Source organism: Mucilaginibacter corticis (assembly GCF_007558865.1).
Taxonomy (GTDB): Bacteria; Bacteroidota; Bacteroidia; order Sphingobacteriales; family Sphingobacteriaceae; genus Mucilaginibacter; species Mucilaginibacter corticis.
The window spans coordinates 384,639-404,483 of record NZ_VLPK01000001.1; the positions used below are offsets into that span (position 1 = coordinate 384,639).

Consider the following 19,845-nt stretch of genomic DNA (forward strand, 5'->3'; position numbering starts at 1 on the left):
CTGTTTTTTTAATAGATGATTGTCTAATTTTACAATTATGAAAAACTATTTCATGTTGAAACTATCGCTTTTAATGCTGATGCTGACCGTTGGCTCACTATCAATCCATGCGCAGGACAGTGTTAAACATACCGTAGTAAAACCTGCGGCGGGGCATATACCCATCAATCCTAAAACAGGCAGGCCTTACAGCAGGTATGGATATGGCGCTTACGCCAAAACCTACAAAGCCCAGCTTGCTGCTGATAGTGCAAAGAAAGCTAATACTGCAGCTTCTCCTATAAAAGTGCCGACAACCACCATAGCTACTACCCCGCCGGATATCAAGCCCGACACACAGGCAGCACCTGTTAAGGTTGATAAAAGCCTGCATGGTCAATATGAATACCTGCAAACCAAAGTATATAATTACCAAAAGCCTTTTGTTGACGCCCTGTACAAAAACTTTATGGATACGCTGAAAAGCAGCCGCAACAAACTAAAGGATGTACAGGATAAAGTGGCCGACCAGGCTAAAACCATCACCGGTTTACAGGCCGACGTTGCAGCAAAAGATCAGGCACTGACAAAAACAGATTCGATCAGCTTATTGGGGATATCCTTAGCAAAATCGACTTACAATATAGTAATGTGGAGTTTGGTACTGATCATTGGCGTTATAGCCGCTGTCGTTATCGCGCGTACAGGCGGATACAGAAAAGAAGCTGTTTACCGCACCTCATTATATAACGAGTTGGAAGAGGAGTTTAAAACCTTTAAAGCCAAAGCCAACGAGAAAGAGAAAAAACTGGCCCGCGAGCTGCAAACCGAACGCAATAAACTGGACGAGTTAACCGGCAGAGGTTAGCCCCCCAGCCCCCTGAAGGGGGAGCAATAAACGATGGCAAAATCCTTAAACATTGATAGTCATTCCCCCTTTAGGTCCGAAGGACTCCTACGGAGGAAATTAGGGGGCAAAGCCTACCTGTTTGGCTGGAACCCCATTAAGTTTGAGTGGGCCGATATTGATGATGATATCAAAAAATTAGCCGACACGGGTAAACTGGAAGATAACTGGAGTGTCGCCAGCCATAAAACTATCAAGCCCGGCGACCGGGCTTTTATCGTTCGCGTGGGTGTTGAACCGAAAGGTATCTTTGCATCGGGTATTATCGCGTCAGAGCCTTACCTGGCTTTCAGAAAAGGGCGGCATTACCACCGCATCACTATTGCCATTGATGTATTATTGAATCCTGATAAAGAACCCATACTTGGTTTAGACATCCTGAAAACCGGCAACCTGGCCGCGCAGACATGGACACCGCAGGCATCGGGTATCTCCATTAAACCCGAATTGGTTGATGAGTTGGAAGGTGTATGGCAGGATTTTTTAAATCCGGAGCTGTAGAGACGCAATGCATTGCGTCTCTACGACGGCGAATTTAAATTTCATGCGATTTAATTTTAATTTCACACATGGTTGTTCAGATAATCATTTATACCATATTGCTGTTAGGTTCAACCCTAAGCTATACCGCCAAAAAGCTTACACTGGCCGGCGCGGCCACGGGTGCGGTGGTTGGCTTGTTAATGTACAAGAGCGCGGGGTTAATGGGTTTGATGATACTGGCGGCTTTTTTTATCAGCGCCATATGGGCAACTAAATGGCAGGTGGCCAAAAAAGCAGCTATCGGCGCAGCCGAAGAAAACAAAGGCCGCCGTACCGCCGGGCAGGTTCTGGCCAATGGCTGTGTAGCGGCTTTGCTGGGTGCAGCTACCTGGCTCTTCCCCGAAAATATAGCTGTTATTAAATTAATGATAGCCGGAAGCTTTGCCGCCGCTACCGCGGATACGCTATCGTCTGAACTGGGAATCGTTTACGGTCGTAACTTTTTCAATATCTTAACATTCAAAAAAGACCAGCGTGGTTTGGATGGAGTTATAAGTTTTGAGGGGACACTAATAGGTGTAGCAGGCGCAAGCTTAATCGCCTTAGTTTACAGCTTGTTTATGGGATGGAGCATATCTTTCCTTTGGATCATCCTCGCCGGCTTTACCGGTAATGTGGTCGATTCGATTTTAGGTGCATCGCTTGAGCGAAAGGGGTGGATTGGCAATAATGTGGTTAATTTTTTGAATACGGCTGTTGGGGCGGGGGTTTGTTGGGTGTTGATAATGTTTTGATTCTTCACCTTTGAATATTCCCAGATCAATTACCTATCGCTTCCTGGCCTTTTCCCACTTGGCTTGCCCCGCTCAATAGCCACGGGTAGGCTTTGTTCTTTTCCTTGATGAAAAGAACCAAAAATCAAGTCAGACGATAGGCTTCTTTGCCGCACAAGGCCTTTGCCCTACAAATCAGGTAAAACCAAGGGCCCGGTCCTTTTGCCTCTATTGTCGCACAAGACTGCCGCTTCAGGCAAAATTACCAATGCCCTTGCAGCCGCACTGCCCCACATTGTTTTACCTGCTTTCACCCGAAGCTTTTCGTCTGACATTCCAGTTTTTACAATAATTTCGTATTGTGTAAAATTAAAAAAAGAAGCGCATAGGCCGGTCAGGGCGCGCGGCTGGGAGTCTGGCCCTCGGGTGGTGGCAGCGATCGGCCTGACTTGATTTTTGGGTTACCTTTGTATCAAGACAAAGGTAACAGCCACCGCGGCAATTGAGCGGGGCAAGGCATGCGCGTAAAGCCTATCACACTGCAATCGCCCACCCTTGTATGTCAACAAAAAAGCCATTCGAAACAAATCGGATGGCTTTTTATATTTTTCGGATCTTCCGGTACAGTTACACCTTGATCTCAACTTCAACACCGCTTGGCAATTCAAGCTTCATTAGCGCGTCTACAGTTTTTGAGTTTGAACTGTAGATATCCAATAGCCTTTTGTAAGAGCATAATTGGAATTGCTCACGTGCTTTTTTGTTTACGTGTGGTGAACGCAAAACAGTGAAAATTTTCTTTTCGGTTGGTAACGGAAGCGGTCCGCTAACTACAGCGCCTGTTGGCTTTACTGTTTTTACGATCTTCTCAGCTGATTTATCAACCAGATTGTAATCGTAAGATTTTAGTTTGATTCTGATTCTTTGGCTCATTTTTGTTTTTGTTTAAATTACCCTAAGAGCTATTTATTAGAGTAATTATTGATTTATTGAATTAATGAATTATTGAATTAGATTTTTTGTTATTCACTCTCCCGATAGTTATCGGGACACTAATTCAATAATTCAAACTTGTTTGTTAGTCAATTGCAACTTGTTTTCTGCCTTTTGATTTGGCAACAACCTCGTCCTGTACGTTACGTGGTGCCGGCTCATAGTGGTCAAACTCCATAGTTGAAGTTGCACGGCCTGAAGTGATAGTACGTAATTGCGTTACGTAACCAAACATTTCAGAAAGTGGTACCATTGCTTTGATAACCTGCGAACCGTTACGGGTGTCCATACCTTGCAGCTGGCCACGACGACGGTTCATGTCACCGATAACGTCACCCATGTTTTCTTCAGGGGTTAAGATCTCGATCTTCATGATAGGCTCTAACAATACCGGTTTACATTTTGGCAATGCCTCGCGGTAAGCCGAACGGCCTGCTATCTCGAAAGATAACGCGTCCGAATCGACAGCGTGGAATGAACCATCAATTAAACGTACTTTTAAGCTGGTTAAAGGATAGCCTGCTAACACACCATTATCCATTGCTGATTTGAAACCTTTCTCAACAGACGGGATGAACTCACGAGGAATAGAACCACCAACGATCTCATTGATAAATTCAAGGCCTTCTTTACCTTCTTCTCCCGGAGAAATAACAACCTGGATATCGGCAAATTTACCACGACCACCGGTTTGTTTCTTGTAAGTTTCGCGGTGTTGTGTTGAACCTGTGATAGCCTCTTTGTAAGCTACCTGCGGAGCACCCTGGTTAACCTCAACTTTGAATTCGCGTTTTAAACGGTCCATCAAAATATCAAGGTGTAACTCGCCCATACCGCTGATAACGGTTTGGCCGGTATCCTGGTCAGTTTGTACGCGGAAGGTTGGATCCTCTTCGGCTAATTTACCCAAAGCGATACCTAATTTATCAACGTCGGCCTGAGTTTTAGGCTCAATTGCCAAACCGATAACCGGGTCAGGGAATACCATCGATTCAAGAACCAACTGGTGTTTCTCGTCGCAAAGGGTATCACCTGTTTTAATATCTTTAAAGCCTACTACCGCAGCAATATCACCTGCACCTACGTTAGGGATAGGGTTTTGCTTGTTAGCATGCATCTGGAATATACGGCTGATACGCTCTTTGTTTTCTGAACGCATGTTGTAGATGTATGAACCCGCTTCAAGATTACCTGAGTAAACGCGGATAAAGCATAAACGGCCTACAAACGGGTCGGTAGCAATTTTAAATGCTAAAGCTGCAAACGGCTCTTTAACATCCGGCTTAACAACGATCTCTGCACCGGTATCAGGGTTAGTACCTATTACACCTTTTGAATCAAGAGGCGAAGGCATTAACTCCATCACGTAGTCAAGCATGGTTTGTACACCTTTGTTTTTGAAAGATGAACCGCAAGTCATCGGAACGATCTTACCGGCCAAAGTAGCCTGGCGTAATGCGTCTAATACTTCGCGCTCGGTGATAGTTGCCGGATCTTCAAAGAATTTCTCCATCAAAGAGTCATCAAACTCAGCTACAGCTTCTAACAATTTCTCTCTCCACTCAGTAGCTTCTTCTAACATATCGTCAGGGATAGGCACTTCTGTAAAGGTCATACCTTTATCGTGCTCGTTCCAAACAATACCACGAAAGTTGATCAAGTCAACCACACCTTTAAACTGGTCTTCAGCACCGATAGGCAATTGCAACGGAATAGCTACGCTACCTAACATTTCTTTAACCTGTTTTACCACGTTAAGGAAATCTGCACCACTACGGTCCATTTTGTTTACGAAACCAATACGTGGCACGTTGTAGTTGTTAGCCAAACGCCAGTTAGTTTCTGACTGTGGCTCAACACCATCAACCGCGCTGAACAAGAACACCAAACCATCTAATACACGCAGCGAGCGGTTCACCTCAACGGTGAAATCCACGTGGCCCGGGGTATCAATGATGTTCATGTGGTAGTTGTGGTTACGGTATTTCCAGTTAACTGTGGTAGCAGCCGAAGTAATGGTAATACCACGCTCCTGCTCCTGCGCCATCCAGTCCATGGTAGCCGCACCTTCGTGTACCTCGCCTATTTTGTGGCTAACGCCCGCATAGTAAAGAATACGCTCGGTAGTGGTGGTTTTACCGGCATCAATGTGGGCGGCAATACCTATGTTTCTTGTATATTTAAGATCTCTTGACATATTAATTATTGAGTTATTGAACTATTGAATTAATGAATATTTAACGTTCATTGAATCTGCGAAGTAATGAATTACTGATTAGTATGATGTTACCAAATCAATAATTCACTAATTCAATAATTCATTAATTAGAATCTAAAGTGAGAGAACGCTTTGTTAGCCTCGGCCATTTTATGCGTATCTTCTTTCTTTTTCACTGCTGCACCTTCACCTTTAGCTGCCGATATGATCTCGCCTGCTAATTTCTCCATCATGGTTTTTTCGCCACGACGACGTGCATAGCTGATCAGCCATTTCATGCCCAAAGCAATTTTACGCTCCGGACGAACCTCTGTAGGTACCTGGAAGTTAGCACCACCAACACGGCGGCTTTTAACTTCAACTGCAGGCATAACATTGTTTAAAGCCTTTTTCCAGGTTTCTAAACCACTTTCGTTGGTTTTCTTTTCAACAATGTCAACTGCGTTGTAAAATATAGTATAAGCGGTAGATTTTTTACCGTCAAACATCATGTTGTTAACAAACCTGGTTACCAAAATATCATTGAATTTTGGATCAGGAAGAAGGATTCTTTTTTTTGGTTTTGATTTTCTCATTGTTACTATCCTCCTTTAATTATTTCTTTTTACCTTTTGTTGGCGCCGCAGCTGCTTGTCCCGGTTTAGGGCGTTTGGTACCATATTTTGAACGACGTTGGTTACGGCCGGCAACACCAGAAGTATCTAACGCGCCACGGATGATGTGGTAACGTACACCAGGTAAGTCTTTAACACGACCACCACGGATCAACACGATCGAGTGCTCTTGCAAGTTGTGACCTTCACCAGGGATATAAGCGTTTACTTCTTTACCGTTGGTTAAGCGCACACGGGCAACTTTACGCATTGCTGAGTTTGGTTTTTTAGGGGTAGTGGTATACACACGGGTGCACACTCCTCTTCGCTGTGGACAGCTGTCCAACGCCGGCGACTTACTCTTGTCAACCAGAGCTACTCTACCTTTTCTAACTAATTGATTGATAGTAGGCATTCTTGCTTTCTTGTTTTGTTTTTTTAAGTCCCGCTGCCATCCTACATTGGCGGGCAGTTTTCGGGACTGCAAAAGTACGGAGTTATTTTATGATATTCAAGAGGTTATGTGAAAAAAGTTTTTGCATGATAACAGATCTGTTATTTCCTTTAGACCAGCTTCAACAAAATAGCAGGTTATTTATACCTTATCAAATGCTATAGGCGGTATGATGGATGGTTTTGGGAATTTGAAAAACTCCTTCTCTGTCATTTGACAACGAATATAAAACGAAAAAGGACAACCATCCGGCTGTCCCTTTTCAAATTCCAACTATTGTTCCCCCTTTAGGGGGTTAGGGGGCTACGCTTCTACGCTTTCGCCCACCAAATGTTTAGCTACCAGATACTCCGCAATTTGTACCGCATTTGTTGCAGCGCCTTTGCGCAGGTTATCGCTCACTATCCAACAGTTCAGCGTATTTGACTGGCTCTCATCACGGCGGATACGGCCTACAAATACATCGTCTTTATCGTGCGCGTCAAGCGGCATTGGGTATTTCAGGTTGGCAACGTCGTCGGTTACTACAACGCCCGGCGCTTTGCTTAGTATTTCCTTTACTTCGGCCAGATCAAAATCATTGGCAAACTCAATATTTACCGACTCTGAGTGTCCGCCCATAACCGGGATGCGCACGGTAGTAGCCGTAACACGGATACTGTCGTCGCCCATGATCTTGTTGGTTTCTTTAACCATTTTCATTTCCTCTTTGGTGTAACCGTTCTCGGTAAACACATCAATATGAGGCAATACGTTCAGGTCAATTTTGTATGGGTATGCCATTGGGCCGTCAATGCCGGCACGCTCGTTCATTAACTGGTCAACAGCCTTAACGCCGGTACCGGTTACCGACTGGTAGGTTGAAACCACCACGCGTTTAATTTTATATTTATCGTGCAGGGGTTTTAAAGCCACCACCATTTGTATGGTTGAGCAATTTGGGTTGGCAATAATTTTATCTTCGGGCGTTAATACATCGGCATTCACTTCGGGCACAACCAGTTTTTTGGTTGGATCCATGCGCCATGCTGATGAATTATCAATTACCGTGGTACCTGCAGCCGCAAAAAGCGGGGCCTGGGCCAATGATGTGCTGCCACCTGCCGAAAAAAGCGCTATGTCAGCCTTCTGTTTAATCGCATCCTCAACAGAAATTACCTTATAAGCCTTACCCTTGAAAGTGATTTCCTTACCTACACTTTTCTCTGATGCGACTAATAATAAATCTGTAATGGGGAAGTTGCGTTCTTCAAGAACCTGCAACATTTTGGTGCCAACTAATCCTGTAGCACCTACAACTGCGATCTTCATTTTTTTAAATGGTTAATTAATAATTATTTATTGGGCGGTAAATATCGACATTTTTTTATTGACTGAATATATTTAATGCAAATGTTATCAGGTGTATAACAATTAAGGCCACCATTAATGAAATAAAAATTACCATAAGTTGCTTGTCTGCCTGGTATTGGCGGCAAGTTTACTCACCCCTATCCCGATAGCTATCGGGACTTCGCTCGTCTGCCCTCTCTTCGCCTTCGGCGGAAAGAGGGCTGTTTAAAACCCTCTTTGCCGTTTACGGCAGAGAGGGTGGTCCAGCGAAGCGCAGACCGGGTGAGTAATTGATGGGCTATAATTTGATTTAAGGGCACCATTAATGCCGAAAATTTTTCGTATATTGTTATCACCTCATCAATATCAGCCCTTAAAATCCATTACAAAAAAACAAGTATCTGATTTATCTCAAATCTGTCCATGTTCTTTGAAATTTTATGTAAGATATTAATTATCAATATTTTATTTAAAAACCCTACTACCGGCATATCCTATGATACCCGATAAATGGCATAATTTACTACGGGCATAAGCATCCACACCCGATAAACAGCAAAATTTACTACCGGTATATATGCCTTTACCCGATAAATGCAATTTTTTACTACCGGCATTTATCATAACATCGGTGTGAAAATCCAGGCCAATCATTTCGCCCAAATTTTTACCTTTGGTGCAACTGATACTCAATATGACCGAAAAGATAATTGTGATTGGCTCTAACGGCCAAATCGGCACCGAATTGGTAATGAATTTGCGTGCAAAATATGGTAACGAACAGGTGGTGGCATCTGACATACGCCCGACCGATAACCCGGTAATTAACGCCGGCCCCTTTGAACTGGTTAACGTGCTCGATAAGCACAACATGTTCCATTTGTTTGAAAAACATCAGCCTACGCAGATCTACCTGCTGGCTGCTATCCTGTCTGCCGTAGGCGAACAAAAGCCAAAACTGGCCTGGGACCTGAACATGAACGGCTTGATCCACGTGCTTGACCTGGCGATAGAATTTAAAGTCGCCAAGGTTTTCTGGCCAAGTTCTATCGCGGTTTTCGGCCCGCACTCGCCAAGAGAGAACACGCCGCAGTTTTGCATTATGGACCCAAATTCGGTTTACGGTTTCAGTAAACTGGCCGGCGAGCGCTGGTGCGAGTACTACTATGTTAAATATGGTTTGGATGTACGCAGTATCCGCTATCCCGGCCTGATAGGCTGGCGGTCTGAACCCGGGGGCGGCACCACAGACTACGCGGTTGATATTTTTCACCAGGCTTTGGCGCATGGCAAATATGAAAGCTTTCTTTCTGCCGATACCGCCCTGCCCATGATGTATATGGAAGATGCCATACGCGCCACCATAGAACTGATGGAAGCACCATCCTATAAATTGAGTATCCGCTCATCATATAACTTAGGTGGTATCAGCTTTACACCAGCGCAGCTATCCGCAGAAATTAAAAAACATCTGCCTGATTTTGAGATCAGCTACGCTGATTTTGATCCGCGTCAGGCCATTGCCGATAGCTGGCCAAAATCCATTGACGACACCTTCGCGCAAAACGACTGGGGCTGGAAGCAAAAGTTTGACCTGGCCAATATGACGGCTGATATGTTGGAGAACCTGAAAAAGTAAAAGTGATTTATAAGTTCGGTAAACAATCAATTTAATATACATTATTCATTTTTTGTATATTTGGATATGACGAAGCAAGCAATTATCGAACATACAATTGAAGTAATTAATCAGCTTCCTGAAGATAAGGCTGTTGAAATTGCGGATTTTGCCGATTTTCTGATCAGACAGCAAGATGAACTCTCTTTTAATAAAGATGTGCAAGGTCTTGCATCCGGTCAGTCGTTTGATTTTTTAAAGGAAGAAGAAGATCTCTATGCTGTAAGCGACCTGAAAGAAGTTTATGGCAAAAGGTGATATTGTATTGGTTACTTTTCCGTTTACCGATCTTTCAGCAACCAAATTACGCCCGGCAGTTATTCTTGCTGAAACCAATATGGATATCACCGCAAGCTTTATTACTACCCAATTGCAATGGCGTGAAGCTACAGATGTTTTATTAAATCCGTCTAATACAAACGGGCTCAAAAAGTCTTCTTTAATCCGGACGGGGAAAATTTGCACTTTAAGCTTAGATTTAGTTCAAGGACTTTTAGGTGAGTTGACAACGATTGAACTTGAACAATTAAATCAAAAGCTAAAAACACTGTTACAACTAAAGTGACAGATGTTCTATTTTCAAAAGTTGCACTAAATACATAAACATTATATTTGTCCCCACATTCTATGGACTATCGACCATGGACTACTGACTAAATAAAACAATGGGAAGAGCATTCGAATTCCGTAAAGAGAGAAAATTTAAGCGTTGGGCCAAAATGGCCGTACAGTTTACCCGTTTGGGTAAAGAGATAGTGATGGCCGTTAAAGCCGGTGGTGGCGACCCTAATACCAACTCGCGTTTACGTACCGCCATACAAAACTCAAAGGCGGTAAACATGCCTAAAGACCGTGTTGAGGCTGCTATAAAACGTGCCTCAAGCCGTGATGAGAAAGATTACGAAGAACTGGTGTACGAAGGTTATGCCGCACACGGCGTTGCCGTACTGGTTGAAACCGCTACCGATAATATTAACCGTACCGTAGCCAACGTACGCAGCTACTTTACCAAATACAATGGCGCGCTGGGTAAAACCGGGTCACTTGATTTTATTTTTACCCGTAAGGCGGTTTTTACTTTTGTTCCCGGCGACCGCGACCTGGAAGAACTGGAGTTTGAACTGATAGATGCCGGTTTAGAAGAAATTTTTGTGGAAGCTGATGAAGAAGGAAACGACATAGCCGTACTTCATACCGCGTTTGAGGATTTTGGTAAAATGCAAAAAGCGTTGGAAGAATCAGGTATCGAAGTAAAATCAGCAAAGCTGGAACGTGTTGGGCAATCATTTAAAGAGGTAACCGAAGAACAAGCCGTTGACGTATTAAAACTGATAGACCGCCTTGAAGAGGACGATGACGTACAAGCGGTTTACCATAATATGGCGGAGTAAGTTAGAGATTAGTTAATTGGTGATTAGAGATTAGGTAAATTCTGTAATCTTTAAATCTTAAAAATCATAGTTCAGACAATATGCCACTATTCACCACACGTAAGCAGGAAAAGAAAGTTAAAATAACATTTAACGATACATTGCTTGTGGTTGAGGCAGAGGATGGCAAGCAACAGGTTTTTCCGCTTGCGTGGTTCCCTAAATTGTTAAATGCTACTGACGAAGAACGTGAGGACTGGGTGCAAACAGCAAAAGGGATCCACTTTAATAAATTAGATCTGGACGTGGCTTTATAAGAATCAAGAGACAAGAACCAAGAGACAAGAGTTTATACTCGATCTATCTTGATTCTTGATTCTTGATTCTTGATTCTATCAAAACATGACTTTCGAAGAGTTTTTTAAAAAGAAGAGAATTGACCTGGCGGCCTTACAGCAAGGCGAGCCGGCGCTGTTTTCTGAATTTAAATTACACTACGATCAAATGGGCGAAAAAAGTTTCGACCATACCAAGAAATACTGGTTCAACAAAATTCGCCGGCAATACAACTTACCGCCCGAAGTAAAAACCGAAAAGCCGAAAATTGATAACCCGCTGGCTGAGCAAACTATTAATGAAAGTTTGAGCGAACTGGCTTCACCCAAACCCGGTTTTACCCCGAGGTTCAAGGCTGCCGTTCCGCCAAAACCGATTGAAGAAGTTGCTGAAGATAAAAAAGCGGAAGCCCCTGCGGAGGACAAACCTAAAGTTGGTTTTACGCCAAGATTCAAGGCCGGTGTAACCAAGCCGACAGATCCGCCATCAGAAGAAAAGAAAGAGGACGCACCTGCCGAAGATAAGCCAAAGGTTGGCTTCACGCCGAGGTTTAAGGCAGGCGTTACTAAACCTGCGGAAGCGTCCGTTGAAGAAAAGAAAGCAGAAGAACCAATTGCAGAAGAAAAGCTCGGGGAAGACAAACCAAAAATGGGTTTTACTCCAAGGTTTAAGGCGGGTGTAACCAAACCTGCTGAAACTCCCGTAGAAGAAAAGAAAGCAGAAGAACAACCTGTAGAAGAAAAGCCTAAAATGGGTTTCACACCAAGATTCAAAGCAGGGGTAACAAAATCTACCGATGCACCCGTTGAGGAAAAGAAATCAGAAGAGGCACCTATAGAAGAAAAACCTGCGGAAGACAAACCTAAAATTGGCTTCACGCCAAGATTTAAAGCCGGTGTAACTAAATCTGCCCCGCCTCCTGCAACCGAAGAATAAAATTTTCCTGTAACATTTTTTAAATAGCGGTATCTAAGTTTTGTAATCAAAACTTAGGCTCATGAACTGGAAGCTAAATTTTAAGAAAAATCCCGATACCGTTAAACCAAAAAAATCTAAAACCCGCGAATGGGTTGATGCCATTGTTTTCGCGGTGCTTGTTTCAACTGTTATCCGTGGATTGTTATTTTCGGCTTATGCTATTCCGTCGGGGTCAATGGAGGGCACTCAGCTTACCGGCGATTACTTGTTCGTTAGTAAACTTAGCTATGGCCCGCGTATGCCTAACACGCCTTTGTCTATCCCGTTTACAGAGCCTGTAATGTATGGGATTAAGACATATTTCGGTGCTTTGCAGTTACCCTATTTCAGGCTGCCGGGATTAACTACTATAAAAAATCGCGATATCGTGGTATTTAACAAACCCGACGAAGCCGGGCCCGAATACAATATCCCCGTAGACCAACGCACCTGCCTGATCAAACGCTGCCAGGCTATCCCCGGCGATGTATTAAAAATTATTGACGGACAAGTTTACATAAACGGCAAGGTCGCGCCAAACGCGCCTAAACAGCAAACATCATACGCCATAGTAACCAACGGGCAGGATATTAACGTAGATGCCTTACAGGATCTGCATGTTACCGTGCGTCAGCAAATATCACCCGATTCGTACGAAATGGTGATGCCTGCTGCGGCTGCGGCTATTATCAAAACGTATTCAAACATAAAAAGCGTTACACCAGTTGTTGCCCGGGCCAGGTTTTATGATGCCGAGATCTTTCCGCATAATGAAAAGTTTAAGTGGAACCTGGATAACTTTGGCCCTATCAAACTGCCTAAAAAAGGCTGGACCACACCGTTAAATGATTCTACCCTTACCCTTTACCGCAGGGCTATAGAGGTGTACGAAAACAACAAGGTAACCGTAAACGGCAAAGACATATTGATAAATGGCAAGAAAGCCGACACCTACACCTTTAAAATGGATTATTACTGGATGATGGGCGACAACCGCCATGATTCTTTAGATTCAAGGTTTTGGGGTTACGTGCCCGAGGATCATATCATCGGCAAAGCTATGCTGACCTGGTTCAGTACAGATTCTACCAAAAACATTTTTAACCGTGTAAGGTGGGACAGGGTATTAAGACCGATCAACTAACAAGTATCTAATAGCTATAAAAGCAAAACCCCGGTGTACAATGTGCGCCGGGGTTCATTTTTATAGGTAGACTCTATTTCTTATTTAGGCCCGTAGGTTACAATCGGGATGATCATTTCTTCTAACGAGATACCTCCGTGCTGGAAGGTCTCGTTATAAAAATTAACAAAGTGGTTGTAGTTGTTCGGGTAAACAAAGTAGGTATCCTCTTTGGCAAACACAAAGCTTGAGCTTACGTGCAGGCGCGGCAGCATGGCATCATGCGGGTTACGGATATGGAACACATCCTTTGCATTAAAGTTAAGGTTGCGGCCCTGTTTGTAGCGCAGGTTGGTATTGGTGTTACGGTCGCCAATTAGTTTGCTTGGTTTTTTAACACGGATGGTACCGTGATCGGTAGTGATGACTACGCGCACCTGTTTCTGCGCCAAAAATTTAAGCAGGTCAAACAAAGGCGAGTGTTCAAACCACGACAGCGTTAAAGAGCGGTAAGCCGCATCATCGCTTGCCAACTCGCGGATCATCTGCATATCTGTACGCGCGTGCGACAGCATATCCACAAAGTTGTAAACGATCACGTTCAGATCATTCTTCATCAGGTTGCTAACAGAATCATTCAGCGCCCGGCCTTCGTCAAGGTTCAATATTTTGTGGTAGGAGTGTTTGCAATCTTTACGGTAAACTCGGCTGATCTGGTCGGCAACAAAGTCCGACTCAAACAGATTCTTGCCACCTTCATCCTCGTCGTTCTGCCACATTTCAGGGTAGCGTTTCTCCATCTCTAAAGGCATCAGCCCTGAGAATATGGAATTACGTGCATACTGTGTAGCTGTCGGCAAAATACTGTAATAAGTATCCTCTTCTTCCAGTTTAAAATATTGCGATATGATAGGGTTAATAATCTTGAACTGATCATACCTTAAGTTATCTATCAGGATAAAGAAAACCGGCGTTTTATTATCCAACTTAGGGAACACCTTTTTCTTAAACAACTGCGGCGAGCTGGTTGGCGCGTCGTCCGGGTTTTTGATCCAGTTTAAATAATTACGTTCAACAAATTTGCAAAACTGCATATTGGCTTCGGCCTTTTGCATGGTCAAAATTTCATGCATGCCCGCATCTTCCAGTTGCTGTAGTTCAAGTTCCCAGTAGATCAGTTTTTTATATACATCAACCCATTCCTGGTGGCTCAGGTTATCATTAAGGGTGATCCCCAGGTTCCTGAAATCCTGCTGATAGGCCATGGTGGTTTTCTCGGTAACCAGGCGTTTGTTTTCAGTCAGCTTTTTAATGGTAAGCAGTATTTGCTTGGGGTGTACGGGTTTTATCAGGTAGTCGCCAATTTTTGAGCCGATGGCATCTTCCATCAAATACTCCTCCTCGTTCTTGGTGATCATCACGATAGGCACATCGTTGTTAAGATTTTTGATCTGTGCCAGCGTTTCAATACCGGTGAGGCCGGGCATATTCTCATCCAGAAAAACCAGGTCGAAATAGTTATTTTTAAATGCCTCGACAGCATCGTTACCGTTGGTAACGGTAGTTACTTTATAGCCTTTTTCGTTTAAAAAAAGTATGTGTGGTTTTAACAGGTCAATCTCGTCATCAGCCCATAGTATAGTGGTATCCTGCATGTTGTATCTAATAATATCAGTAAAAAAATATCGTTCGGTAATTTAGGCTGTAACGCACAATTCAAGCCAAACATAGGCATATAACCCTAAAGCAGACTATTTGTTACACATTATGGCACACTATTAACAAAAATTAACAAATAGAAGGTGCATTGTTTATCATAAATTAACACTTTTGCAGTGTATAAACTATAACTTGAACAAAAAGAAAATTATAAACGATCCGGTTTACGGATTTATAAGCATCCCGACTGACCTGGTGTTCGACCTGATAGAACATCCTTATTTTCAGCGGTTACGGTACATTAAACAGTTGGGCATGACCCACCTGGTGTACCCAGGCGCGCTACATACCCGTTTTCATCATGCCCTGGGTGCCATGCACCTGATGAAAATGGCTGTTGAGACGCTGCGCATAAAAGGCCAGGACATTAGCACACACGAAGAAGAAGCCGTTACCATAGCTATTTTACTGCACGATATAGGCCACGGGCCGTTCTCGCACGCTTTAGAGCATACCATCGTTAAAGGTGTATCACATGAGGATATTTCTATCCTGTTAATGAACAAGCTGAACGAGCAATTTAACGGGCAGCTTACTACCGCTATCAGTATTTTTAAGGGGACGTATGCCCGCAAGTTTTTGCATGAACTGGTGTCAAGCCAGTTGGATATGGACCGGCTGGACTATCTTAACCGCGACAGTTTTTTTACCGGCGTGTCTGAAGGGGTGATCAGTTCAGACCGCATTATTAAGATGCTGAATGTTCGTGATGATCATATTGTTATTGAAGAAAAAGGCATCTACTCGGTAGAGAAGTTTATCATTGCCCGCAGGCTGATGTACTGGCAGGTGTACCTGCATAAAACCGTAATAGCGGCCGAGCAACTGCTGGTTAAAATACTGGAGCGCAGCCGCGAACTGGTGCTACGGGGCGAAAAACTATTTGCCACCCCGGCGCTTAACCATTTTTTAACCGAAACCATAAACCGTGAAGAGTTTATAAAAGACGGCCATTTAGATACTTTTACTAAGCTGGACGATACGGATATCCTGTCGGCAGTAAAGGTTTGGGCCGTGAGCGATGATTTTGTTTTGGCCAAGCTGTGCAGTGATTTTGTAAAACGCAAGCTGTTCCAGGTAGATATTACCGCCGAGCCGGCCAACCCAAAACACGTGGCTTATTTAAACGCTAACGCAATTGCCAAATACGGCATAAAAGAAAGCGAAGTGCCGTACTTTGTGTTTACAGATTCGATAAAAAACAATGCTTACCGTGTAGGCGATGGCAACATCCGCGTACTGATGAAGGATAACAGCGTTAAAGATATTGCCGCCGCCAGCGATTATTCTAACTTAGAAGCACTGGCTAAAACCATAGAGAAGAATATACTTTGTTATAGTAAAGACCTGGTATAGTGATTAGTTAATTAGTGATTAGAGGTTAGTTGGTCTGAAGATAACGCGCTGTTATTAACAAGGCCAAACCGCTAATAACTAATCTCTAATCACTAATTAACTAATCACTAAATAATTAATAAATTTGCCCGATGCAATTTACCGCCGAACAAATAGCTGCACTACTAAACGGAACTGTTGAAGGTGATCCGTCTGTAGCGGTTAGTCAGCTTGCTAAAATAGAAGAGGCCGGTCCGGGCTCGCTATCTTTTTTGGCTAATCCAAAATATGAGCAGTACTTGTATGGTACCAATGCCTCGATAGTTATTATAAATAAAGACCAGCTGCTGGCCAGCGCCGTTAAGGCAACGCTGATCCGTGTAGAAAATGCTTACAGCGCGTTTTCCGTATTGCTTGAGGCTTACAACACCATTAAGTTAGACAAAAGCGGTATCGAGCAGCCCTGCTTTATCCATCCATCGGCACAAATTGGCGAGAACGTTTATATAGGCGCTTTTGCCTACATAGGCCCCGGTGTAAAGCTTGGTGATAAAAGCAAGGTATACCCCAACACTTATATTGGCGATAACGCGGTGATCGGTAAAAACGTTACCCTGTTTGCCGGTGTTAAAGTATATTTTGACTGCGTACTGCAGGATAATGTAATTGTACACTCGGGCGCGGTAATTGGCAGCGACGGCTTTGGCTTTGCCCCTACTACCGATGGTAACTACCAGAAAATAGCGCAGATAGGCAATGTTATTTTAGAGGAAAATGTCGAGGTAGGCTCAAACACCACGATAGACAGAGCTACTATGGGGTCCACCATTATCCGCAAGGGCGCTAAGATCGACAACCTGGTACAGATAGCCCACAATGTTGAGGTGGGCGCCAATACAGTTATTGCCGGGCAGGCAGGCGTATCAGGCAGCACCAAAATAGGCGAAAACGTAATGATAGCCGGGCAGGTTGGTTTAGCCGGGCACTTAAGTATTGCTAACGGCACCCAGCTATCAGCAAAAACTGGTGTAAACAGCTCTATTAAAGAAGAAGGTAAAGCATGGGGTGGTACACCTTATATGCCTTATAAAGATTACTTACGGGCACACTCAAAACTAAGGCAATTGCCCGACCTGGATAAAAAGGTATATGAGCTTGAAAAAATAATTAATGAATTGAAAAATAAGTAATTAGTGATTTGTGATTAGTTAATCAGGCGATCAGCCAAAAATGACTAATGACCCAATGACCAATGACAAAGAAATAAATGAATATTAAACAAAGAACTATTAAGGCGCCCGTATCTGTTTCGGGGGCGGGTTTACACACCGGCGAGCGGGTAACCATGACATTTAACCCGGCACCTGAAAATCATGGCTACAAATTCAGAAGGGTTGATATTGACGGCAAGCCCATCATTGATGCCGATGTGGATAACGTTACCGACACATCGCGCGGTACAACCATATCGCAAAACGGTGCCAGTGTAAGCACAATAGAACACGTTTTAGCGGCTTTGGTAGGTTTAGAGATTGACAACGTGCTGATAGATATGGATGGGCCGGAAACGCCTATCATGGACGGTAGTTCTATCCAGTTTGTGGAGGCTATCCGCTCCGCGGGATTTACCGAACAGGAGGCCGACCGCGAATATTACCATATCCCATACAATATTCATTACTCGGAAACTGACCGCAAAGTAGAGATGGTGGCCATGCCGCTTGATGATGATTACCGATTTACCTGTATGGTTGATTATAACTCGCAGGTGTTGGGCAGCCAGCATGCCAGTATCTCGTCTATCACGGAGTTTGTTGATAACATTGCGTCATGCCGTACCTTTTGCTTTTTACATGAATTGGAAATGCTGTTAAAGCATGACCTGATAAAAGGCGGCGACCTGAACAATGCCATTGTGGTGGTTGATAAAGATGTTGACGAGGAAGAATTAGCCCACCTGGCTAAACTGTTTAACCGTAAAGATATAAAAGTAGCCCCGCAAGGGATCTTAAACAATATAGAACTGCGCCACCAAAATGAGCCGGCAAGGCATAAACTGCTGGACATGATAGGTGACCTGGCGCTGGTTGGCGTACCGCTGCGCGGACACATTATGGCGGCAAGGCCGGGCCACGCGGCAAACGTAGCCTTCGCTAAAAAAATAAAAACGCTGATAAAAAAAGAGCGCAGCCGTAAGCACTTTAAGATCTATGATCCTAATATGAAACCGGTTTATGATACCGTACAGATCATGGAGATATTGCCGCACCGCTACCCGATGTTAATGATAGACAAGATCCTTGAGTTAACAAAAAGCCATGTGGTTGGGTTAAAAAATGTTACCATGAACGAGGGTATCTTTATGGGCCATTTCCCGGGCGCACCGCTGTTTCCGGGTGTGCTGCAGATCGAAGCTATGGCGCAAACAGGTGGCATACTGGTTTTAAATACCGTGCCCGATCCGCAGAATTATATCACCCTGTTCCTTAAAATAGAAAATGCCCGCTTTAAAGACAAAGTAGCGCCGGGCGATACCGTAATATTCCATTGCAATTTGATTGCGCCGATACGCCGCGGCATAGCCCAGATGAAGGGTATTGGCATGGTAGGCGACCGCGTAGTAGTAGAGGCCGAGCTAATGGCACAAATTGTTAAAAAAACAAAAACTGAAGAAGCATGATCCAGCCTTTAGCATATATACATCCGCAGGCCAAAATAGCCGACAACGTAGTAATTGAACCATTTGTTACCATACATAAAGACGTTGAAATTGGCGAAGGCACCTGGGTAGGCTCAAACTCGGTAATTATGGATGGTGCCCGTATCGGTAAAAACTGCCGCATTTTCCCGGGCGCAGTAGTATCCGCACCGCCACAGGACTTGAAATATAAAGGCGAACCAAGCACCGTTACCGTTGGCGATAATACCGTTATCCGCGAATGCGTAACGCTTAACCGTGGTACCGCTTTAGATAAAAACACCACCACCATAGGCAGCAATTGCCTGCTGATGGCTTATGTACACGTAGCGCATGACTGCGTTATAGGCGATAATGTTATTGTAGCTAACTCTGTACAGCTGGCAGGCCACATTAATGTGTATGATTTTGCCTTTATAGGCGGTGGCTCACTGGTGCACCAATTTGTTGAGATTGGCGCGCATAGCATGATATCGGGCGGATCACTGGTACGTAAGGACGTGCCTCCGTTTACAAAAGCGGGCCGCGAACCGGTATCGTATATCGGTATCAATTCGGTTGGCTTACGTCGCCGTGGTTTTTCAAATGAAACGATCAATGAGATCCAGGAGATCTACCGGATCATCTTCCTGAAAAAATATAACATGACCAAGGCGCTCGATATTATCGAAGCCGAATTTAACCCAACAATTGTACGCGACGAGATCATCAACTTTGTACAAAACTCGCAGCGTGGTATCATGAAGGGATTTGGGAATTCATAATAAAAGCGGGTGGACCGCGCGATTCCCTCCCACGGGAGGGTGTAGGGAGGGGTTTATGCATTTCATTAAACCCCTCCCTGCCATATCACAAGCCAACCGCACCCCTCCCGAGGGAGGGAATTCAAAAAGCCAA

At 44.0% G+C, this 19,845-nt stretch carries 20 protein-coding genes; 14 read left to right on the forward strand and 6 right to left on the reverse strand.

The window, feature by feature from the left end; all coding sequences use genetic code 11:
• Positions 1-37: 37 nt before the first annotated feature.
• The 3 genes from FO440_RS01745 to FO440_RS01755 all read left to right on the forward strand — a co-directional run bounded on the left by FO440_RS01745 (position 38) and on the right by FO440_RS01755 (position 2,163).
• Complete coding sequence (locus tag FO440_RS01745) at positions 38-847, forward strand: hypothetical protein (protein WP_144246504.1); 810 nt, start codon at positions 38-40, stop codon at positions 845-847.
• Positions 848-880: 33 nt separating this feature from the next.
• Positions 881-1,387: a hypothetical protein gene (locus FO440_RS01750; RefSeq protein WP_144246505.1), complete on the forward strand. Its 507-nt coding sequence runs from the start codon at positions 881-883 to the stop codon at positions 1,385-1,387.
• A gap of 68 nt (positions 1,388-1,455) precedes the next feature.
• A complete protein-coding gene (locus tag FO440_RS01755; RefSeq protein ID WP_144246506.1) occupies positions 1,456-2,163 on the forward strand; it encodes a DUF92 domain-containing protein in 708 nt (235 codons plus the stop codon).
• Positions 2,164-2,769: 606 nt separating this feature from the next.
• Here FO440_RS01755 and rpsJ read toward each other — a convergent pair.
• The 5 genes from rpsJ to FO440_RS01780 all read right to left on the reverse strand — a co-directional run bounded on the left by rpsJ (position 2,770) and on the right by FO440_RS01780 (position 7,711).
• Positions 2,770-3,075 (reverse strand): 30S ribosomal protein S10, encoded by a 306-nt coding sequence (gene rpsJ / locus FO440_RS01760; protein WP_022830652.1) that lies wholly within the window; start codon positions 3,073-3,075, stop codon positions 2,770-2,772.
• Positions 3,076-3,220: 145 nt separating this feature from the next.
• On the reverse strand, positions 3,221-5,332 hold the full coding sequence (gene fusA, locus FO440_RS01765) for an elongation factor G (RefSeq protein ID WP_144246507.1): 2,112 nt from the start codon (positions 5,330-5,332) through the stop codon (positions 3,221-3,223).
• 128 nt (positions 5,333-5,460) lie between these two features.
• On the reverse strand, positions 5,461-5,928 hold the full coding sequence (gene rpsG / locus FO440_RS01770; protein WP_144246508.1) for a 30S ribosomal protein S7: 468 nt from the start codon (positions 5,926-5,928) through the stop codon (positions 5,461-5,463).
• Between the two features lie 19 nt (positions 5,929-5,947).
• Entirely contained in the window at positions 5,948-6,361 is a 414-nt protein-coding gene (gene rpsL / locus FO440_RS01775; protein WP_144246509.1) for a 30S ribosomal protein S12, read from the reverse strand.
• Positions 6,362-6,703: 342 nt separating this feature from the next.
• Positions 6,704-7,711 carry an aspartate-semialdehyde dehydrogenase gene (locus tag FO440_RS01780; protein WP_144246510.1) on the reverse strand — a complete coding sequence of 336 codons (1,008 nt, stop codon included), beginning with the start codon at positions 7,709-7,711 and terminating at the stop codon, positions 6,704-6,706.
• A 715-nt stretch (positions 7,712-8,426) separates the two neighbouring features.
• Here FO440_RS01780 and FO440_RS01785 point away from each other — a divergent pair.
• From FO440_RS01785 to lepB, 7 genes are all read left to right on the forward strand, one after another.
• On the forward strand, positions 8,427-9,371 hold the full coding sequence (locus FO440_RS01785) for an NAD-dependent epimerase/dehydratase family protein (protein ID WP_144246511.1): 945 nt from the start codon (positions 8,427-8,429) through the stop codon (positions 9,369-9,371).
• A 66-nt stretch (positions 9,372-9,437) separates the two neighbouring features.
• Positions 9,438-9,668: a hypothetical protein gene (locus tag FO440_RS01790; protein ID WP_144246512.1), complete on the forward strand. Its 231-nt coding sequence runs from the start codon at positions 9,438-9,440 to the stop codon at positions 9,666-9,668.
• Positions 9,655-9,975: a type II toxin-antitoxin system PemK/MazF family toxin gene (locus FO440_RS01795; RefSeq protein WP_144246513.1), complete on the forward strand. Its 321-nt coding sequence runs from the start codon at positions 9,655-9,657 to the stop codon at positions 9,973-9,975. Before FO440_RS01790 ends, FO440_RS01795 begins: the two co-directional genes overlap by 14 nt.
• Positions 9,976-10,075: 100 nt before the next feature.
• Complete coding sequence (locus tag FO440_RS01800) at positions 10,076-10,801, forward strand: YebC/PmpR family DNA-binding transcriptional regulator (RefSeq protein ID WP_144246514.1); 726 nt, start codon at positions 10,076-10,078, stop codon at positions 10,799-10,801.
• A gap of 80 nt (positions 10,802-10,881) precedes the next feature.
• Positions 10,882-11,097: a DUF2442 domain-containing protein gene (locus tag FO440_RS01805; RefSeq protein ID WP_144246515.1), complete on the forward strand. Its 216-nt coding sequence runs from the start codon at positions 10,882-10,884 to the stop codon at positions 11,095-11,097.
• Between the two features lie 85 nt (positions 11,098-11,182).
• Positions 11,183-12,052, forward strand: a complete 870-nt coding sequence (locus tag FO440_RS01810; RefSeq protein WP_144246516.1) for a hypothetical protein — start codon at positions 11,183-11,185, stop codon at positions 12,050-12,052.
• Positions 12,053-12,113: 61 nt separating this feature from the next.
• On the forward strand, positions 12,114-13,217 hold the full coding sequence (gene lepB, locus FO440_RS01815) for a signal peptidase I (RefSeq protein ID WP_144246517.1): 1,104 nt from the start codon (positions 12,114-12,116) through the stop codon (positions 13,215-13,217).
• 80 nt (positions 13,218-13,297) lie between these two features.
• Here the strand turns inward: lepB and porX are convergent, their stop codons facing one another.
• Positions 13,298-14,851 carry a T9SS response regulator signal transducer PorX gene (gene porX, locus FO440_RS01820; protein WP_144246518.1) on the reverse strand — a complete coding sequence of 518 codons (1,554 nt, stop codon included), beginning with the start codon at positions 14,849-14,851 and terminating at the stop codon, positions 13,298-13,300.
• Between the two features lie 196 nt (positions 14,852-15,047).
• Here porX and FO440_RS01825 point away from each other — a divergent pair, with 196 nt between their 5' ends.
• The 4 genes from FO440_RS01825 (at position 15,048) to lpxA (ending at position 19,712) form a co-directional block, all read left to right on the forward strand.
• On the forward strand, positions 15,048-16,271 hold the full coding sequence (locus tag FO440_RS01825) for an HD domain-containing protein (protein WP_144246519.1): 1,224 nt from the start codon (positions 15,048-15,050) through the stop codon (positions 16,269-16,271).
• A gap of 131 nt (positions 16,272-16,402) precedes the next feature.
• Positions 16,403-17,440: a UDP-3-O-(3-hydroxymyristoyl)glucosamine N-acyltransferase gene (gene lpxD / locus FO440_RS01830; protein WP_144246520.1), complete on the forward strand. Its 1,038-nt coding sequence runs from the start codon at positions 16,403-16,405 to the stop codon at positions 17,438-17,440.
• A 77-nt stretch (positions 17,441-17,517) separates the two neighbouring features.
• Entirely contained in the window at positions 17,518-18,930 is a 1,413-nt protein-coding gene (locus FO440_RS01835; RefSeq protein WP_144246521.1) for a bifunctional UDP-3-O-[3-hydroxymyristoyl] N-acetylglucosamine deacetylase/3-hydroxyacyl-ACP dehydratase, read from the forward strand.
• Complete coding sequence (gene lpxA, locus FO440_RS01840) at positions 18,927-19,712, forward strand: acyl-ACP--UDP-N-acetylglucosamine O-acyltransferase (RefSeq protein ID WP_144246522.1); 786 nt, start codon at positions 18,927-18,929, stop codon at positions 19,710-19,712. The genes FO440_RS01835 and lpxA overlap by 4 nt, the downstream gene beginning before the upstream one ends.
• Positions 19,713-19,845 lie beyond the last annotated feature (133 nt).

Bases quoted from the DNA above. Each gene is read 5' to 3' on its own strand.
- FO440_RS01805 (WP_144246515.1), top strand. From the start codon at position 10,882: ATGCCACTATTCACCACACGTAAGCAGGAAAAGAAAGTTAAAATAACA.
- porX (WP_144246518.1), bottom strand. From the start codon at position 14,851: ATGCAGGATACCACTATACTATGGGCTGATGACGAGATTGACCTGTTA.
- FO440_RS01785 (WP_144246511.1), top strand. From the start codon at position 8,427: ATGACCGAAAAGATAATTGTGATTGGCTCTAACGGCCAAATCGGCACC.
- rpsG (WP_144246508.1), bottom strand. From the start codon at position 5,928: ATGAGAAAATCAAAACCAAAAAAAAGAATCCTTCTTCCTGATCCAAAA.
- FO440_RS01795 (WP_144246513.1), top strand. From the start codon at position 9,655: ATGGCAAAAGGTGATATTGTATTGGTTACTTTTCCGTTTACCGATCTT.
- rpsJ (WP_022830652.1), bottom strand. From the start codon at position 3,075: ATGAGCCAAAGAATCAGAATCAAACTAAAATCTTACGATTACAATCTG.
- fusA (WP_144246507.1), bottom strand. From the start codon at position 5,332: ATGTCAAGAGATCTTAAATATACAAGAAACATAGGTATTGCCGCCCAC.
- FO440_RS01810 (WP_144246516.1), top strand. From the start codon at position 11,183: ATGACTTTCGAAGAGTTTTTTAAAAAGAAGAGAATTGACCTGGCGGCC.
- FO440_RS01755 (WP_144246506.1), top strand. From the start codon at position 1,456: ATGGTTGTTCAGATAATCATTTATACCATATTGCTGTTAGGTTCAACC.
- lpxD (WP_144246520.1), top strand. From the start codon at position 16,403: ATGCAATTTACCGCCGAACAAATAGCTGCACTACTAAACGGAACTGTT.
- FO440_RS01835 (WP_144246521.1), top strand. From the start codon at position 17,518: ATGAATATTAAACAAAGAACTATTAAGGCGCCCGTATCTGTTTCGGGG.
- FO440_RS01790 (WP_144246512.1), top strand. From the start codon at position 9,438: ATGACGAAGCAAGCAATTATCGAACATACAATTGAAGTAATTAATCAG.
- rpsL (WP_144246509.1), bottom strand. From the start codon at position 6,361: ATGCCTACTATCAATCAATTAGTTAGAAAAGGTAGAGTAGCTCTGGTT.
- FO440_RS01750 (WP_144246505.1), top strand. From the start codon at position 881: ATGGCAAAATCCTTAAACATTGATAGTCATTCCCCCTTTAGGTCCGAA.
- FO440_RS01745 (WP_144246504.1), top strand. From the start codon at position 38: ATGAAAAACTATTTCATGTTGAAACTATCGCTTTTAATGCTGATGCTG.
- FO440_RS01800 (WP_144246514.1), top strand. From the start codon at position 10,076: ATGGGAAGAGCATTCGAATTCCGTAAAGAGAGAAAATTTAAGCGTTGG.
- lpxA (WP_144246522.1), top strand. From the start codon at position 18,927: ATGATCCAGCCTTTAGCATATATACATCCGCAGGCCAAAATAGCCGAC.
- lepB (WP_144246517.1), top strand. From the start codon at position 12,114: ATGAACTGGAAGCTAAATTTTAAGAAAAATCCCGATACCGTTAAACCA.
- FO440_RS01780 (WP_144246510.1), bottom strand. From the start codon at position 7,711: ATGAAGATCGCAGTTGTAGGTGCTACAGGATTAGTTGGCACCAAAATG.